The sequence below is a fragment of the Mucilaginibacter sp. P1_A3 genome (genome assembly GCF_056406855.1).
In genome coordinates this window covers 146,512-162,691 of sequence record NZ_JBFTZJ010000001.1, presented here as the reverse complement: position 1 = coordinate 162,691, position 16,180 = coordinate 146,512, and the positions used below count along the sequence as shown (strand labels likewise).

General features: G+C 39.1%; 18 protein-coding genes and 1 riboswitch. Of the genes, 7 read left to right on the top strand and 11 right to left on the bottom strand.

Annotation, left to right across the window (positions count from 1 at the left end; all coding sequences use genetic code 11):
• Positions 1–7: 7 nt before the first annotated feature.
• Positions 8–1,423: an oligosaccharide flippase family protein gene (locus AC1D0K_RS00765; RefSeq protein WP_477394690.1), complete on the bottom strand. Its 1,416-nt coding sequence runs from the start codon at positions 1,421–1,423 to the stop codon at positions 8–10.
• A 15-nt stretch (positions 1,424–1,438) separates the two neighbouring features.
• A complete protein-coding gene (locus AC1D0K_RS00760; protein ID WP_295718621.1) occupies positions 1,439–2,266 on the bottom strand; it encodes a glycosyltransferase family 2 protein in 828 nt (275 codons plus the stop codon).
• A 160-nt stretch (positions 2,267–2,426) separates the two neighbouring features.
• On the opposite strand from AC1D0K_RS00760, the gene AC1D0K_RS00755 reads away from it, so the two are divergent.
• Both AC1D0K_RS00755 and AC1D0K_RS00750 read left to right on the top strand, forming a co-directional pair.
• Entirely contained in the window at positions 2,427–3,089 is a 663-nt protein-coding gene (locus tag AC1D0K_RS00755) for an NAD-dependent epimerase/dehydratase family protein (RefSeq protein ID WP_477394688.1), read from the top strand.
• Between the two features lie 66 nt (positions 3,090–3,155).
• A complete protein-coding gene (locus AC1D0K_RS00750) occupies positions 3,156–3,752 on the top strand; it encodes a 2OG-Fe(II) oxygenase (RefSeq protein ID WP_477394686.1) in 597 nt (198 codons plus the stop codon).
• A gap of 61 nt (positions 3,753–3,813) precedes the next feature.
• Here AC1D0K_RS00750 and AC1D0K_RS00745 read toward each other — a convergent pair whose 3' ends face one another.
• The 4 genes from AC1D0K_RS00745 to AC1D0K_RS00730 form a co-directional block, all read right to left on the bottom strand.
• On the bottom strand, positions 3,814–5,187 hold the full coding sequence (locus AC1D0K_RS00745; protein ID WP_477394684.1) for a hypothetical protein: 1,374 nt from the start codon (positions 5,185–5,187) through the stop codon (positions 3,814–3,816).
• Complete coding sequence (locus AC1D0K_RS00740) at positions 5,184–5,816, bottom strand: RNA polymerase sigma factor (protein WP_295718611.1); 633 nt, start codon at positions 5,814–5,816, stop codon at positions 5,184–5,186. The genes AC1D0K_RS00745 and AC1D0K_RS00740 overlap by 4 nt, the downstream gene beginning before the upstream one ends.
• A 221-nt stretch (positions 5,817–6,037) precedes the next feature.
• The gene (locus AC1D0K_RS00735; protein ID WP_477394680.1) at positions 6,038–6,484 is read right to left on the bottom strand and encodes a hypothetical protein; all 447 of its coding nucleotides are present in this window, start codon (positions 6,482–6,484) and stop codon (positions 6,038–6,040) included.
• Positions 6,485–6,620: 136 nt separating this feature from the next.
• On the bottom strand, positions 6,621–7,859 hold the full coding sequence (locus AC1D0K_RS00730) for a nucleoside recognition domain-containing protein (RefSeq protein WP_477394678.1): 1,239 nt from the start codon (positions 7,857–7,859) through the stop codon (positions 6,621–6,623).
• 86 nt (positions 7,860–7,945) lie between these two features.
• On the opposite strand from AC1D0K_RS00730, the gene AC1D0K_RS00725 reads away from it, so the two are divergent.
• From AC1D0K_RS00725 to AC1D0K_RS00715, 3 genes are all read left to right on the top strand, one after another.
• A complete protein-coding gene (locus AC1D0K_RS00725; protein WP_477394676.1) occupies positions 7,946–8,380 on the top strand; it encodes a DinB family protein in 435 nt (144 codons plus the stop codon).
• Between the two features lies 1 nt (position 8,381).
• Complete coding sequence (locus tag AC1D0K_RS00720) at positions 8,382–8,798, top strand: DUF3052 family protein (protein ID WP_477394674.1); 417 nt, start codon at positions 8,382–8,384, stop codon at positions 8,796–8,798.
• A gap of 92 nt (positions 8,799–8,890) precedes the next feature.
• On the top strand, positions 8,891–9,325 hold the full coding sequence (locus AC1D0K_RS00715) for an OsmC family protein (RefSeq protein ID WP_295718579.1): 435 nt from the start codon (positions 8,891–8,893) through the stop codon (positions 9,323–9,325).
• Between the two features lie 102 nt (positions 9,326–9,427).
• Here AC1D0K_RS00715 and AC1D0K_RS00710 read toward each other — a convergent pair whose 3' ends face one another.
• Together AC1D0K_RS00710 and AC1D0K_RS00705 are read right to left on the bottom strand one after the other, a co-directional pair.
• The gene (locus tag AC1D0K_RS00710) at positions 9,428–9,811 is read right to left on the bottom strand and encodes an SRPBCC domain-containing protein (protein ID WP_295718577.1); all 384 of its coding nucleotides are present in this window, start codon (positions 9,809–9,811) and stop codon (positions 9,428–9,430) included.
• Positions 9,812–9,834: 23 nt separating this feature from the next.
• Positions 9,835–10,425 (bottom strand): acetate uptake transporter, encoded by a 591-nt coding sequence (locus tag AC1D0K_RS00705; protein ID WP_295718574.1) that lies wholly within the window; start codon positions 10,423–10,425, stop codon positions 9,835–9,837.
• A gap of 106 nt (positions 10,426–10,531) precedes the next feature.
• On the opposite strand from AC1D0K_RS00705, the gene gpmA reads away from it, so the two are divergent.
• Complete coding sequence (gpmA, locus tag AC1D0K_RS00700; RefSeq protein ID WP_477443052.1) at positions 10,532–11,221, top strand: 2,3-diphosphoglycerate-dependent phosphoglycerate mutase; 690 nt, start codon at positions 10,532–10,534, stop codon at positions 11,219–11,221.
• Positions 11,222–11,336: 115 nt separating this feature from the next.
• Entirely contained in the window at positions 11,337–11,822 is a 486-nt protein-coding gene (locus AC1D0K_RS00695; protein WP_477394669.1) for a hypothetical protein, read from the top strand.
• A gap of 63 nt (positions 11,823–11,885) precedes the next feature.
• Here AC1D0K_RS00695 and AC1D0K_RS00690 read toward each other — a convergent pair whose 3' ends face one another.
• The 3 genes from AC1D0K_RS00690 to AC1D0K_RS00680 all read right to left on the bottom strand — a co-directional run bounded on the left by AC1D0K_RS00690 (position 11,886) and on the right by AC1D0K_RS00680 (position 15,565).
• The gene (locus AC1D0K_RS00690) at positions 11,886–13,097 is read right to left on the bottom strand and encodes a homoserine dehydrogenase (RefSeq protein ID WP_477394667.1); all 1,212 of its coding nucleotides are present in this window, start codon (positions 13,095–13,097) and stop codon (positions 11,886–11,888) included.
• Positions 13,097–14,152, bottom strand: a complete 1,056-nt coding sequence (locus AC1D0K_RS00685; RefSeq protein WP_477394665.1) for a homoserine O-acetyltransferase family protein — start codon at positions 14,150–14,152, stop codon at positions 13,097–13,099. The genes AC1D0K_RS00690 and AC1D0K_RS00685 overlap by 1 nt, the downstream gene beginning before the upstream one ends.
• A gap of 87 nt (positions 14,153–14,239) precedes the next feature.
• On the bottom strand, positions 14,240–15,565 hold the full coding sequence (locus tag AC1D0K_RS00680) for an O-acetylhomoserine aminocarboxypropyltransferase/cysteine synthase family protein (protein WP_477394663.1): 1,326 nt from the start codon (positions 15,563–15,565) through the stop codon (positions 14,240–14,242).
• Positions 15,566–15,814: 249 nt separating this feature from the next.
• Positions 15,815–15,925: riboswitch (SAM riboswitch) on the bottom strand.
• Positions 15,926–16,180: the final 255 nt, after the last annotated feature.

Sequence of the window (16,180 nt, the reverse complement as noted above, 5' to 3'; positions counted from 1 at the left end):
GCTTTATTTAGCTATTTAAAATCCTAATTAAGCTTTTACGGTCATCAACCCTTAGTTGCATGGTAATAAGCAGGGAAACAAAATAAAACATAACTGAAAGAGCGCCTGCCACCCACAAATTTTGAAATAAAAACCTTGCTAAAAAAACACTTATTAACGCGCAACCGGTACAAATAATCAAGGAAGTAAAAGCGCCCTTAAATCCGAAGCTTTGATTTTTTGAGCTATAGAAAACAGACTGTACCAGGCATGCCAGTAAAAAGGCAATGGCGGCCCCCTCGTTTTTATAAATAGGTATTAATACCATATCGCCAATTACATTCACACCAAAAGTAATAAGGAATGAATGGAAGATCATTTTTAGCCTGTTTTGCACGAATGATATGGTCCACAAAAAATTATTAAAATATAAAAGGGGCATGCAAAGAGAGAGGATAAATATTGTATGGGTATTAACAGCTCCGTATTTTCCATTAGTAAGGATATCAATCACAGGATTCCAACATAAATTTAGCAGCAAGCCCGTAAATACGGCTATAACGAGTTCTATCCTGATCAGCAGCATCAGATCCGCCGGACGGGAATTCCCGCTTTTAAACAATTTGGTGAATTTGGGAATTAATAAGGGTGCTATCGCAAGCAAAGGTAAAGTGGAGATCTCAAATACTTTATATGCAAAGCTATATTCGGCAAGCTTTACTGCCGATACCATGAACCCGATAAACAACCAATCAAACCGCGCCAAAGCCGATGTGATGAGTACCACACCCACCTGCGGTAACGATTCTCGTAACAACAATAAGTATGCTGTTTTATTCCACCGTGCAAATACCGGTACGTTGATGTATTCCCTGAAAAGATAAATGCTTACCAGTAATTCTATCGTATCCCCGGCTATAAAAACCCCAATTATGAAAGTGATGCTAACAAGGTGTAATAATGCCAATATAATTAATCCGGCACCCCTAATTATGTTCGACACCACTAACATGGATGATAACAACTTAAAGCGTTCCATACCGCTGGTTACCTGTTTTAACGGTGTGGAAAAGAACATCATCAACTTACCAATACCTATCAGTAGTATCAGCCTGTATAAATCCCCGTCTTGCACAAAAAACATTTTACCGATTAACAATATCGCATAAAAGAATGCACCAGTTAAAATTACATGGAATACGTAAAGTGATAATACAGCTTGAGCATCATCTCCATGGGCTACTTTTTTGATGACAACCTGATCAATACCAAAAGAGAGAATATTAAATGCGGATAACAGCACGGCAAGGGCCAGGTTAACCTGGCCAAAGCTGTTTTTATCAAGATTTACCGAAAGGATGTAAAATATAAATAAGCCGAACAACTGGTTTATGACAAGCTGCAATGTATTTGCCGAAAGATTGTGTACCAGCTTATTTTTCATGAACGGCTAACCGGTTTATTCAACACGCGTATTGGCTTTAAACTTGTAAGGCATAACCTGCCTGGCCGGCTTATACAATTTTTTTTGCCTTATGGTTTGCGAAGCTTCACTAAGATAGTGATATTTTAACCTTGTATTTTTAAATGCCATTTTTGCAATTTTAAAACCTTCTTTGCCATCCAAAAATCCTAAAAAAAATAAATAGATTTTTACAAAATGAAATAAAGGCGCAAGGTACATTTTCATAAAACCTGCCTTTTTGCCGCACTTTAAATATTTAATAGCGCTAAGCTGTGCATAATGAATTGTTTTTGCTTCATGCTCCTGCTCATTTTTCACTGAGTAATGCTGAATGTGACCTTTCAATTTTTTCACCACAGCCTCTTTTGGGAGGATTAAAGTTTCATGCACTGTGGGCTCGGCCCATTTTACCTGGGTCCGGTTAAAAATGCGGATATGATGATCTCGCCCCCAATTACCAAAACGGATGAGTTTGTTGCCGTAATAAGCTTTATAATCAATATCATAAACTACTTTCTCATCGTCAAAATTCAATGCTTTTATTGATCTTATAAGCGTTTCATCCGGTATTTCATCGGCATCAATACTCAGTATCCAATTGTTAAGGGCCAGTTGAATTCCTTTGTTTTTATTAGCGCCATAACCATCCCAGTTTTTATGATAAGCCCTGCATCCGTTTTGAGCCGCTATTTTTAGCGTACCATCCGTGCTGCCGTTATCTATTACAATAATATCATCGGTGATCTGCTTTAGTATGGGCATACTTTTGGCCAACATCTCAGCCTCATTTTTGGTGATAATAACAACAGAAATAGAAGTCATGCGGTTAAATTTTTAGCTGTGCCTGGCAAATCAAGCAACACGTATCTATTAATTATATCGCTGATTTTACGCAAAAGGTTGCCCATAGTGCCAAAAACTTATTTTAGTTAATATCAGTTAATCAACCTAAACACTCCATTTTATATAGATACTTTTACATATGAAAACTGGAATAAAAGCAATTGTTACCGGAGCAACCGGGATGGTAGGCGAGGGGGTAATGCATGAGTGTTTGCAAAATCCCGACGTTGAGCAGGTTTTAGTAATTAACAGGAAACCCTCCGGAGTTTCTCACCCCAAACTAAAGGAGATCATCCATGCCGATTTCTTTGATCTGTCAGCAATTAGCGATAAGCTTACCGGGTATAACGCTTGTTTCTTTTGTTTGGGTGTAACCTCTGTTGGCAAAAAAGCCGATGAATATTATGAACTTACCTATACACTCACCATGCATGTGGCCGAAACATTGGCAAAACTAAATCCAGATATGACTTTTTGCTATATATCAGGAGCGGGTACCGATAGTAAGGAAAAAGGCAATGGCTGGGCCGCAGTAAAAGGCAAAACCGAAAACGACCTGATGAAACTACCCTTTAAACAGGTGTATGCTTTACGACCGGGTTTTATTAAACCTATAGAAGGCCTATCAAATACACATAGCTATTACAAATATATAAACTGGCTATTCCCCATTGGCCGTGCGCTTTACCCCAATGGATTTTGTACACTAAAGGAGCTTGCCGCTGCCATGATACACATTGTAAATCAGCCATATCCTAAAAGAGTGATTGAAGGAAAAGATATAATTGCTTTGGCCAAATAGCGCTTTAAAAGGTTACCTTTAGCAACATGCCGGTATTTGCCAGGTAACATGCTAAACCACCATTTATTGGAAGATACCTTTAATTGCCTTATTGATAGTTATATAAACAATAAGGTGGGCATTGCCGATCACTTTTTAAGTGATACACTGGCTGCTGATCTAAAACAAAATCTTATATCGCTTTTTCAGCAAAACCAACTCCTTTCTGCCGGTATTGGTAATGATCGTATAGTGGTTAATAATCAATTAGTACGGGGTGACAGCATTTACTGGCTCGACCGTAAGCACGATACGCCTTGTGAGAATGTTTTTTTCGATCTGATGGATAACTTTGTAGGCTATTTAAACCAAACATGCTATACCGGCATTACCGGCTACGAATTCCATTACACATTATACCAAAAGGGGTCTTTTTATAAAAAGCATCTTGATCAGTTTCAGAATAACGATAGCCGAAAATACTCCATGATCATGTATCTAAATACTGATTGGCAAGCTGCTGATGGGGGCGAGCTGTGTATTCATCAAAACAATACTTACCAAAACATCAGCCCCGAAAACGGAAGAACAGTGTTTTTTAAAAGCAACGAACTTTTACATGAAGTTTTATGCACGCAAAAATCAAGGATGAGTATAACCGGCTGGCTAAAGGTAGATCATTAAGTTTGGTTAAATAATAAACGGGATTAAATGATCCCGTTTATTATTTAAATACATCCGTACGTTATTTAGGCCCTAATACCGAATTTAAATTCCAGTTTACACCAAGTGCAATACCTGTTGATTTTAGGTCGACCCTGCCATTGCCAATGCCTGTAAGTGGCAGCTTCATATACGGTTGGATTACCGCGCTGAATTTTGAGTTTATTTTGCGCTGATAATTTGCATTAATATTAAGCACACTAAACAGGTGAGTATTTTGATTTTTGATCTCCAGGTTATAAGGCTTCCAGCCGCTTTCGGCCGAATAATCAAACCTGTAATTTTCCTTCAACATAAAATAGGAGGATAAACCGGTACCCAGGGCGATAGCATTGCTTCCCCTCGAATATAGTTGATAACTAATATTTAAAGGAACATCAAGAACCTTGCAATTTGCCTGTATTTTGGTAGGTATTACAGATGGATTGTAGGATGCCGAGTTATAGCTGTCATAATTGGTTGAATACGGCTTAATAGCATAAGATGCACCGGTGCTTATAAATAATTTCTTTGTTAAGCGTACCGAAAACTGCATTCCATAATTAGTACCCGCCTGGCTGCGATTAAATGAATTAACAGCGTTAGCATCAGATGCCGCCAGTATACTAATTGCAAACTGCGGCCGGTTTTTTATGGCAGATGCTTTAATAGCGGCTATTTGTTTTTTTGTCTCTTGTACTGCATTTTTATCCGTTATCGTATCGGCACTGCCGTTTTTACCCTGCGTATTTATAGCCGCCATTTGCTTTTTTGCATCCGGCACCGCATTTTTTTCTGTTATGGTATCGGGAGCCGCCACATTTACGTTTTGTGTTTTGTTATTTGGTAATGCATTATTAGCAATCAAATTATTAACTTTATCAGTAATAGTATCTTTTTTACTCCTGCTCATTAAATTATTGCTACGGGCAGCATTGGTATCTACCGCCAAAGCATTGTAACCCGTTGATGGTATTATACCAGAAAATGGGCTAAACGGATGTTTACCTGTGTTAGGATGATTCGATGGATCAAGCGATTGATTTTGAGTACTGTTACTACCCAAGCTTTCCTCCTGACCAGGTAGCTTAGCCGCAGGCACTTTAACCGGATCGCCACTTTGTAAGCCATCCTTTTGGGTATGATTTTTAGTGTTTTTGCTGTGTAAATTCGTTTTTGTTGGATCTGTTTTATCGTTATTGGTATATAAATATAAGCCGATAGCAAGCAGTAATAATGCAGCAATACCCGATGCATAATAAATTATGCGAAACAATACTTTCTTTTTGCCGGATTTGTTATCCAGCAATGCTTCCATTGATTCCCAATCCTCCTCACGAAAAGCAAAGCGATCCTCAGAGCCGGATAACCCGTCTTTGAATAATTGATCCAATTTATTTTCGTATTTCTCTTTCATCTTATTATTAATTGAATCAAAACAGACATACTGATACTCACCGCACCTATTGCAACAATGGTTTGTTGTGAGTCGCCGGAATTTGCATCCGGAAGCCGTCTGGAATTAATTACCATATTCTTTAATTTTTCTCTGGCTTTAAACAGATTTGATTTTGATGTACCTGTGCTAATACCCAGTTGTGTTGCTATCTCCTCGTGCGAAAAACCCTCAATCGCAAACAGGTTAAACACCGTGCGGTAAGCATTGGGTAATTGCTGTATCATCCCAATAAGGTCGTCGTAATTTAATTTCTGGTCAGGTAATTCATTATGTCCTACATCTTCAGCAGCATCCAAATCATCATTGAGTGAAAGTTTCAGGTTACTCCTGTAATAATCAACCGATGTATTCATCATGATACGGCCTACCCAGGCTATAAAGGGCCTGCCTGTATCATATTTTTGCAAATTGGTGAACACTTTTAAAAACCCCTGGTTCATGATCTCAGAAGCTTCATACCTATTACCGGCATATCGCAGGCATATACTCATAGCAAAACCATAAAACGCCTTATAAAGCATTTTCTGGTCCTTCCTGTTATGCTGTAAACAGCCTGCAATTAACTGTTGTAGTTCTGCTTCTCCCATATATGCGGGCTTCCAACCTTTTTTAAATTTCCTTATCTGCAGTTAACACGGTATTCAGCAACTAAAGGTTGCCACAACGTTTACTTTTTTTAAGGATTTTTAAATATTGTTTTATAGCATTATTTTATCTCTAAATATATAGAAAACAAGACTACCCAACAATAAAACAATTAAAAAACACTCATCATTTAGATGAGAAAAACATTTTTTAACTAACCCGGTCAGTCAGTATTTTCATTCATATCAACCATAGTCCAATTATCCTGAACACCTTTTGGGCCGCCATTATATTTTAATATGATCTGAAAATTGGTTTTAATCTTCGCACCCTTTTCATCAATTGAGGTAACATATGATTTAATAACAAATACCGAATCGGATTTTTTGGCAAATTGATAACGATCTTCGGCAAACACCAGGTTTCCAGCCTTTACAGTAGGACTGATGTATTCTTTTGCTACCTGGTAAGCATCATCGCTATTGGGAAATGTTGTGAAGGATAAAATATCCGAAGAGCCACCTGAGGTAGCAAACTTTGCTATTACTGCAGTAAAAATAATTCCGAAAACCACCAGCACCCACACGCCGGTCATAGCCGTTTTCTTTTTATGCTGTTTGTCTTTAAGGTAGGAAAGTTCAGGTTTTGATTTTGGATAGATTTTCTCCATCAATTTAGGTTATATGATTTTAAATATACAGGGTGTAAAAATAAAAACAGTTTATACGGTAAACCAATGAAGATTGTTATTAATAATAAAACTACAATATGTAAACTTAAATAAAACAGTAAAACAAAGTATGATACTATCCAAAAAACAAATAAGCCAGGAAGATGGCAGTTATAATACCGGCCGCATCAGCAATTAAACCGGCTGGGATAGCATACCTTGACTTTTTGATACCTACAGTACCAAAATACAGCGCAACAATATAAAAAGTAGTATCGGCCGAGCCATTGAATATGCTTCCCAATCGCCCGGCAAAACTATCGGGGCCAAAAGTTTTCATTACATCTATCATCATCGCCTTTGAGCCTGATCCACTTAAGGGTTTCATATAGGCCACCGGCATCGCATCTACAAAGCGCGTATTTAAACTTGCTTTCGTACAAACCCAGCGTAAGCCTTCGTTCATATAATCCAAAGCCCCGCAACTGCGAAATACGCTAATGCCCACCAGCATGGCAACCAGGTAGGGGATAATTTTTACCGAAGTTTCGAATCCGCTTTTTGCACCCTCAACAAAAACATCAAATACATTGATTTTTTTGATCAATCCCCCAACAATAAAAATAACAGGAATGGCAAACAACAGAAAGTTACTCACCACTTTTGATACGGTGCTGATCTCGTCTTTGGATAGGTGCGTGGTGAAATACCAAACTACCAGGGTTATAAAGGCGGTTACCCCACCAAGCCACGTGATAATTACTCTATCAAACAGGTTGATTTTTTGTTTAACGGCCACCACCAATAAGCCCACAACAGTAGCCACATAAGTTGCTATTACACAGGGTAAAAATATATCGGCGGGATCTTTAGCATTAAGGATGGCACGCTGGGCTATAATGGTAACCGGTAACATTTGCAAACCCGAGGTATGTAGCACCAGGAACATGATCTGCGCGTTTGAGGCGGTATCTTTATCGGGGTTTAACTCCTGTAAGCTTCCCATTGCTTTTAGTCCAAGTGGGGTAGCGGCATTATCTAATCCTAATAGGTTGGCCGAAAAATTCATGAGCATTTGCCCAACTGCAGGATGTTTTTTAGGAACTTCGGGAAACAGGCGACTGAAAAATGGATCTACAATGCGCGAAAGAAAATTTATGGCACCTGCTTTTTCACCAACATTTAAAATGCCCAGCCAAAAAGCCATGGCACCAACCAGCGGCAGCGCAATATCCATCACCGATGATTTTGAGGAACTAAAGATGCCGTCAACCAATAATTTAAATGCTTCTACATCGCCTAAAAATATAAGCTTAACGAGGGCAACAACAAAAGCGATAAGGAAAAATGCTATCCAGATATAATTAAGGGCCATTAGCTATGTTTAAGGCTTTGAAGTTAATGGTTTTGTATTTTAATATGAAATAACAATCTTTAAATACTTATTTCCAAAGCATAATCATGACTACTACCTCAGCAATTTTAAACAATGTGATCAATGATTTCCTGCAGATAAAAAACCAACAAGTTGATTGGGAGAGTAAATCAACACCCGATAAATGGTCAAAAAAGGAAATCATAGGCCACCTGATTGATAGCGCGCAAATAAACCTACAGCGTTTTGTGCGTTGTACTTACGAAGAAAATTTCAGGCTTACTTATGCGCAGGTGGAGTGGGTTGCGGCACAGCATTATCAAAAGGCTGACATTAATGAGCTGCTTGATCTGTGGAGCTTACTCAACCGGCAAATTATCAGGGTTTGGGAAAACTACCCACCAGAAAGATTAACTGCCCGCTGCGATAACAGCAAAATGGAACCTAACCTGCAAACTGTTGAATGGCTGGCAAATGATTACGTTGAGCATTTATTACACCACCTAAAACAAATTAAATAACATGGCAGGCTACTCGGGCACTCCATTGGCAAAAAAGCTGGGCATAAAACCGGGAGCAAAAGTAATGCTGCTTAACGCGCCCGATAATTACCTGCAATTGTTTACCGATTTGCCGGCAGATATTTATTTTGTGGGTGGAGGTGATGTTAAAAAAGATGTGATCCATTTTTTTACCAAACAACAAGACGAATTTTTAACCATGCTTCCCAAATTAATGAAGCAAATTAAACCGGAGGGGATGATATGGGTATCCTGGCCAAAGAAGGCATCAAAGGTTGTTACTGATATTACCGAAGACATTATCAGAAATTTCGCACTTGAAATTGGACTGGTGGATATAAAGGTTTGCGCCGTTGACGAAACATGGTCGGGGTTGAAATTGGTGATCCCTGTTAAAGACAGGATGCAATTTATATGAATTTTTTTGGTAATGAGAGCGTAAATAATGCCCTGCTGATTAGCAACACTAAATTTTATACTTAACTTAGCATTATTATAAACTACAATACTATGTCTACAATAGAACTTAAACGTGTGCATAAAGATTTCGGCTTTGAGGCTGTAGATGCCAATGGTCACACCGTAAAAATGGATAGCAGCCCCGAAAGCGGTGGTGATGATTTTGGCATACGCCCAATGCAAATGCTTTTAATGGGTTTGGCAGGTTGTTCTGCAATTGACGTTATCAGCATACTTAAAAAACAACGACAGGAAGTAAAGGATTATAAAATGGTTGTAAACGGCGAACGTGAAGCAGGTAAAGAACCTTCACTTTGGCAGGATATTGACATTGAATTTCATTTATATGGCGATATTGATGAAGATAAGGCAGCCCGTGCGGTTGAGTTATCACTTAATAAATATTGTTCGGTAGCCGCTACGCTTAGCAAAGCAGGCGCTGAAATTAAATCAAAGGTGTTTGTGCACCCTGCGGTAGCCATTTAACATCTTACAAATAATTACGCTTAAAACAACAAAAGCCGCTTGAGTTAAGCGGCTTTTGTTGTTTTGATAACCTGTCATCCAGGCAGAGTATGTACTAAGGCTTTATTCGCCTTCAAAAAAATCAATTAATCCGCCAAAGTAACTATATGTCCAGCCTTCGGCTATGTCATCAAAATCCTCATCAGGAATGTTGGTGTGCCTTAATTCGGCAGATGTTCCTTCTTTATCAGCGTGTAGTTTAATGGTTACTATGGAGTTATCAGATTTACCTTCAAAGTACCATTGTTGCACAATCTTTTTACCCGGTTCAAACTCCAGGTTTTTACCGGTTATGCTGCCATCCCACATGGAAAACTCAGAGCCTGGCTCTGTACTCATTTCTGCAACCTCGCCTGTCCATAATTCAATGGTAATTGGGTTGGTTAAGGCTGTATAAATTTCATCGGGCGTAGCCGGTATGCTGTAGTATTTTTTAAAATCTTTCACCTGCGCAATTTAGCAACATTATTTTAAACCTTTACAGGGCCAATAGGTAATACTACACGCCCGTAAACTTCATTTAATACATTGGCAATGCCTGTATATATAGCCGAGGCTCCGCAAATTATACCCTCGTAACCGGCAATGTGCTTAATAGCAGGGTTGCCTGTAGCATCGCCTATCACCAATAAAAGAAACAATATGGTTAATGATCCAAATACAAATTGAAGTGCCCTGTTTAATTTTAGCGTACCAAAAAACATCAGAAACGTAAAAATACCCCATACACCTAAATAAGCGCACATGGCGCCTTCTGAAGCTGGTGTTGTCCAGCCTAATTTTGGCATCACAATAAGCCCCACTAATGATAGCCAGAAAAAGCCGTAGGAAGTAAAAGCTGTTAACCCAAAAATATTGTTCTTTTTGGCTTCAATAACACCCGCAATAACCTGGGCCATACCGCCATAAAATATACCCATGGCCAGTATCATACCATTCATTTCAAAAAAGCCTGCGTTATGGATATTTAATAAAACGGTTGTCATACCAAAGGCGCAAAGCCCAAGTGGGGCCGGGTTGGCAATACCATCCTTTACAGGGATAGTTGTAGTTGGAATCATAATTGGTTTAGTATTTAATTGGTTTATACCGCAAGCTAATTGAATTATAAATATTTTACAATTTTATTTGCAACTCGCGGCTTACATTTGCGTTAAGTAAAAACCTATGCAAAAAATAGTACTAATACGCCACGGCGAAAGTATATGGAACCTCGAAAATCGTTTTACCGGCTGGGAAGACGTTGATCTATCAGAAAACGGTTACCTGCAGGCCCGAAAAGCAGGGGAGATACTTAAAAAGAACGGCTATAACTTTGATGCCGGTTTTACATCATACCTCAAACGATCAATCAAAACCATGCATTTTGTGTTGGAGGAACTCGATCACTTATGGATCCCGGTTGAAAAATCATGGCGGTTGAATGAGCGTTTTTATGGCGCCCTGCAAGGAATGAATAAGGATGAAGCAGTAGCCAAGTACGGGGCCGAACAAGTACTAAAGTGGCGGCGCGACCCAAATGAACATCCAGCCGCAATAACCCGCGAAGATCCACGTTTTCCCGGGCACGACCTGCGTTACAAAGATTTAACAGACCGCGAACTACCCTTAACCGAAAACCTAAGCGAAACCATGGACCGGGTTTTACCCTTCTGGAATGAAAGCATCGTAAATGCCATACGCCGCAACCAAAAGGTAGTTGTGGTAGCCCATGGCAATAGCCTGCGTTCATTAATAAAATATATTGACTGCCTTACCGATGAGGAGGTAACCAAGTTAGAGATCCCTACGGCAACACCCTGGGTTTATGAATTGGATCATGGATTAAACCAGATAAGGCATTATTATCTGGATTGAGATTTCCCGTAATTTTTAGTTCGCCGCTTTTTCTAAAATCAGTTTTTCATTTATTCAATATGTGCCGTATTTGTTTATATTCGTCGTTCTTATAAACCATATCCTATATTAAAAAATGAAGAAGTCTGATATTTATGAAATAACCATAAAAATTCTGGGTGTTTACCTTTTGGTATCCAATTTATCTAAAGTACCCGGCTTTTTTACATTTTTAAAAAGCTTCGGTGCCATTTCATCAGCCGACCATGCCGGTGAGCAAATGAATTTATTTTGGTTAAACATTGCAAATTTTGTGTTGATGCTGGCCTTTTCCATTTTTCTGATTGCAGGTACAAGATTTATTACCCGGCTAATAACCACCACTGCAGACAGGCAGGAAAATGTAAAGTTATTTGCCGATAGAAAAGTGATCTATGAGATAGCATTGATCATCATTGGCGGCCTGCTTATTGTTAATAGCCTGCCCGATCTGCTTTACCGCTTATACAATTTATCAAATGTTAGCGATCAAAACTCAGTAATATCATCGATAACAAAAATATTCGTTGGCATTATAACTGTAGCGTATGGGAAACGCATTGCCGCTTTCTTTGCGAAATAAACAATGATATCCTAAAGAATTCTTAATAAATGAAAAAGGCTCCGACTTGGAGCCTTTTTCATTTTATGCCGATGCCAAATTCACCCCCGTTAGCTGATCGGCAAAGGCAACAAATGCCCCACTATCAGCTATACGGAATTGATTAGCTATCAAACTTTGCAAATTCACTTTCCCTATAACAAATTTGTAACTACCAGAATAATAACGCTCTTGTATGTGCAAAAACTGCAAAGCTTCTACCAGGCTCTCGTCATCGTACCTTAAGTAGATGTTTAATTCAATATTATTGGTGAATTTAAGATCGGTTTTTTCTTTAGCCTTTTTATACTCGTATTGGTAATTGTACCGCAGCGCCGCAATATCAGATAGTACTGCCGAGCCTGTAGGGTGCCCACCAGCGCCTTTACCAAAAAAGAATTGCTGATCGGCAAAAGCTGCCTGCACAGTTACACCATTGTATTCATATTCTACATTGTATAAAAACTCGGTACTATTTACAAACTTGGGTAATACAAACATAGCTACGTTTTTATCATCCAATTCTTTAGCAACTGGTACCAATTTAATTTTCAAATTCTTTTCACGAGCATACTGCAGGTCCTGGGCAGCCAGGTTTTGGATTCCTAAGTTAAAAATCTCCTCCGGCTGTACAATAACGCCGTAGGCATGTGCAGCTGCAATAACCAGCTTATATTTGGCATCAAAGCCGCCAACGTCGCTTGTAGGGTCAGTTTCGGCAAAGCCAAGATCCTGCGCTTGTTTGAGGGCGCTATCATAATCCAAACCTTCAATAAATCCTTTGGATAGTATATAATTTGATGATCCGTTAAAAATGCCGCTTATGGAGTGCAGTAATTCGTTGTCATAATACTCTTCCAGGTTACGGATAATGGGGATACTCCCACACACCGCACCTTCATATAACAATGAGGTACCGTGTTTATGCTGCAATTCTATCAGTTCCTCCAGGTGCAGCGCGATCATTTTTTTACTGGCCGATACAACATTTTTACCTGAGCTTAACGCCCTTGAAACTATCTCGAAGGCAGCTTCGGTATCATTTATCAGCTCAACAATGGTGTTAATCTCCGGGTTGTTCAGCAACTCGTCTCTATCAGTGGTAAATAATTCTGCGGGTAAAGTACGCTTTTTATGCGGGTCCTTAATGGCAAATTTTACTATCTCGATGTTTAAATTTTTTGTTATGATGATATCATATAATCCCTGTCCAACAACTCCAAATCCAAATAATCCTATACTTAACTTTTTACTCATTACGCTGTACGTTGCAATTCTATAATTTTTCCTTTTACATCGGTCTTAAAAAACGATGTTATAATATTTGTTAATGCTTCTGTTTCAATCAAAAACCCATCGTGGCCATAAAATGAATCCAACTCGGCAAAGGCCGATTTTGGAATATGCCTGAACAGGTATTCTTGTTCTTCAATAGGGAATAGCACATCTGATTTTATGCCGATAACGAGTGTACGTGCTTTGATCAGGCTTAACGCCTTTTCTACACCATTACGACCACGGCCTACATTGTGCGAATCCATCACTTTTGTTAAATACCAATAGCTATGGGCGTTAAAGCGATTTACCAGCTTTTGCCCCTGATAGTCCTGGTATGATGATGACTTAAAATCATCAGTTTTATTGTCTGTTTCTTCCTGCTGCGTTATGCCGTAGGTTTTATAGGTACGGTAGGAGAGCAGCGCAATACTTCTTGCGGCTTTCAAACCTTTTTGACCTCCATCCGGGGTATTATCATAAAAAGTAGGATCGGCACTCAAAGCCAAACGCTGTGATTCATTAAATGCTACTCCCCATGGAGAATGGCGCGCATTGGTAGCTATCAGTATCAGATTTTTAATCCTGGCTGGTTCAATAATTCCCCATTCAATTGCTTGCTGGCCGCCCAATGAGCCACCGATAAGGATATGAATATTTCCTATTCCAAGATGATTTGCAAGTAACTGATGTGCTTTTACAATATCCCTTATGGTAAACTGCGGAAAAGCCTGTAAATATGGCTCCCCGCTTGCCGGATTAATGCTCAAAGGATTGGTTGTGCCATAGGGTGAACCCAGGATATTGGCACATACAATAAAATGCTCTTCGGGGTTAAATTTATTGCCTGTACCCACAAAGCCTTTCCACCAGTCAAAAACATCGGCATTGGCAGTTAGCGCATGGCAAATCCATATCACATTATCCTTCTCCTTATTTAATCTGCCATAAGTGTGAAAGCCAATCTCCAATTCATGTAATTGCTCGCCGGATTCAAGACCGAATGGTTGTGTGTACTTAAATATTTCTGTGTTCATTCTTCTGTTTTGTTATCGCGGGTACAGCTAATTTTAATTTAGCTGCATCCCGTAACAACTTTACTATATCACTTAAAAAAAACTATACTATACTAATTGGGCCGATGCCCTTTTTATTTTGGCAAATGCCTGTTCAAAATCTGCTTTAATATCATCAATATGCTCAATACCAACAGCTACACGTAATGAATTAGGTGTTACACCAGCTGATAATTGTTCTTCATCAGACAGCTGTTGATGTGTAGTTGCCGATGGCTGAATAATCAATGTTTTAGCATCACCGACGTTAGCTAAATGACTAACCAGCAAAAGATTGTCAATTAATTTACCGGCATCTTCCTTATCGCCATCTATCTCAAATGATAACACCGCTCCAAAACCATTTTTAAGGTATTTTTTTGCCAATTGATGGTAAGGAGATGATTCCAATCCAGGATAGTTAACTGATGCTACCTGCGGGTGCTGATCAAGCCATTTGGCAAGCTCCAATGTGTTATCTACGTGGCGTTGTACACGCAATGAAAGGGTTTCTAAACCCTGGATATTAAGCCATGAGTTAAATGGAGATTGTGATGGACCAAAATCACGTAAACCTTCTACACGGGCACGTATAATAAACTGGATGTTGCCAAAAGGACCGCCAATGCCAAATACATCGGCAAAAACCAAACCGTGGTAACCTTCAGATGGCTCTGTAAACTGCGGAAATTTGCCATTAGCCCAGTTATAAGTTCCGCCATCAATTATTACTCCGCCAATGCTGGTACCATGACCACCTATCCATTTGGTGGTTGATTCAACCACTATACTGGCGCCATGCTCCAACGGGCGAAATAAATAACCACCGGCTCCAAAAGTATTGTCGACTATTAAAGGCAGGTCATGCTTTTTTGCAAGAGCACCTATCTTATCAAAATCAGCAATGGTAAAGCCAGGGTTGCCAATAGTTTCCAGGAAGATAGCTTTGGTTTTATTATCGATAAGCGCTTCAATGCTTTCGGCAGTATCATCTTTGGCAAAACGTGCCTCGATGCCTATTCGTTTAAAGGAAACTTTAAACTGGTTATATGTACCACCATATAAAAATGGTGAGGAAACAAAGTTATCGCCAACTTGTAATATATTATTTAATGCAATGAATTGTGCTGCCTGGCCCGATGCGGTAGCCAAAGCGGCAACGCCACCTTCTAAGGCTGCTATACGTTTTTCAAATACATCGGTAGTAGGGTTCATAATGCGGGTATATATATTCCCAAACTCTTTTAATGCAAACAGGTTGGCACCATGCTCGGCATTTTTAAATACATAAGATGTGGTTTGGTAAAGCGGTACCGCGCGTGAACCCGTTGTTGGATCAACTTCCTGACCTGCGTGTAGTTGTAAGGTTTCGAATTTTAAATTGCTGGTAGACATAGGATTTTTTTTTAGATTATAATTAATTCTTTGATGTTTAAATGGACTTTGGAAAGCTGATAAGGAAATGGATATCAGTTTAACAACACGCGCGTTTTTCGGGATTTGAAAAAGAGGAACGTGCTAAAGCATCAACAGCAGCAACACATACACATACAGCTAATATTTGAGCTAATACGTTGTATATTACCGTTTTGGGTATTAAAAATGTTGCCTGTAGTAATTTTAACTAAATTTTTCATGGTTATAAATTTATATTCCCCGGTGTTATTTGCCGGGACAGGAATTGGCACCTTCTTCAAAATTGAAGGGTTGCCAGCGGGTCATTGAGCCTGATCTCTCGCCGCTTCTTTATAAATCAATACCCGAACTATGCGGAGGATTGATCGATTATGGTATTGCTACCAAATAATGTTCCAAAGATAAGCGGATATTTATTTAAATACCAAATTAAATTTTATTTAGATAAAAGATGGGTGGACAAAGGAGCATAAGTGTTAGGAAGAAATAAAAAAGCGTGGGTATCTGCGATCTCTTCTCTCGGCAAGTAGGAGAGAAAGGTTAAATCAGGTTAGCTAACAAAGCTTGGCAAAGGGCACAAATCAATCAAGGTTA

Excerpts from the sequence above, each read along its gene's own strand:
- AC1D0K_RS00765 (WP_477394690.1), bottom strand. The coding sequence starts at position 1,423 with ATGAAAAATAAGCTGGTACACAATCTTTCGGCAAATACATTGCAGCTT.
- AC1D0K_RS00760 (WP_295718621.1), bottom strand. The coding sequence starts at position 2,266 with ATGACTTCTATTTCTGTTGTTATTATCACCAAAAATGAGGCTGAGATG.
- AC1D0K_RS00755 (WP_477394688.1), top strand. The coding sequence starts at position 2,427 with ATGAAAACTGGAATAAAAGCAATTGTTACCGGAGCAACCGGGATGGTA.
- AC1D0K_RS00745 (WP_477394684.1), bottom strand. The coding sequence starts at position 5,187 with ATGAAAGAGAAATACGAAAATAAATTGGATCAATTATTCAAAGACGGG.
- AC1D0K_RS00740 (WP_295718611.1), bottom strand. The coding sequence starts at position 5,816 with ATGGGAGAAGCAGAACTACAACAGTTAATTGCAGGCTGTTTACAGCAT.
- AC1D0K_RS00735 (WP_477394680.1), bottom strand. The coding sequence starts at position 6,484 with ATGGAGAAAATCTATCCAAAATCAAAACCTGAACTTTCCTACCTTAAA.
- AC1D0K_RS00730 (WP_477394678.1), bottom strand. The coding sequence starts at position 7,859 with ATGGCCCTTAATTATATCTGGATAGCATTTTTCCTTATCGCTTTTGTT.
- AC1D0K_RS00725 (WP_477394676.1), top strand. The coding sequence starts at position 7,946 with ATGACTACTACCTCAGCAATTTTAAACAATGTGATCAATGATTTCCTG.
- AC1D0K_RS00720 (WP_477394674.1), top strand. The coding sequence starts at position 8,382 with ATGGCAGGCTACTCGGGCACTCCATTGGCAAAAAAGCTGGGCATAAAA.
- AC1D0K_RS00715 (WP_295718579.1), top strand. The coding sequence starts at position 8,891 with ATGTCTACAATAGAACTTAAACGTGTGCATAAAGATTTCGGCTTTGAG.
- AC1D0K_RS00705 (WP_295718574.1), bottom strand. The coding sequence starts at position 10,425 with ATGATTCCAACTACAACTATCCCTGTAAAGGATGGTATTGCCAACCCG.
- gpmA (WP_477443052.1), top strand. The coding sequence starts at position 10,532 with ATGCAAAAAATAGTACTAATACGCCACGGCGAAAGTATATGGAACCTC.
- AC1D0K_RS00695 (WP_477394669.1), top strand. The coding sequence starts at position 11,337 with ATGAAGAAGTCTGATATTTATGAAATAACCATAAAAATTCTGGGTGTT.
- AC1D0K_RS00690 (WP_477394667.1), bottom strand. The coding sequence starts at position 13,097 with ATGAGTAAAAAGTTAAGTATAGGATTATTTGGATTTGGAGTTGTTGGA.
- AC1D0K_RS00685 (WP_477394665.1), bottom strand. The coding sequence starts at position 14,152 with ATGAACACAGAAATATTTAAGTACACACAACCATTCGGTCTTGAATCC.
- AC1D0K_RS00680 (WP_477394663.1), bottom strand. The coding sequence starts at position 15,565 with ATGTCTACCAGCAATTTAAAATTCGAAACCTTACAACTACACGCAGGT.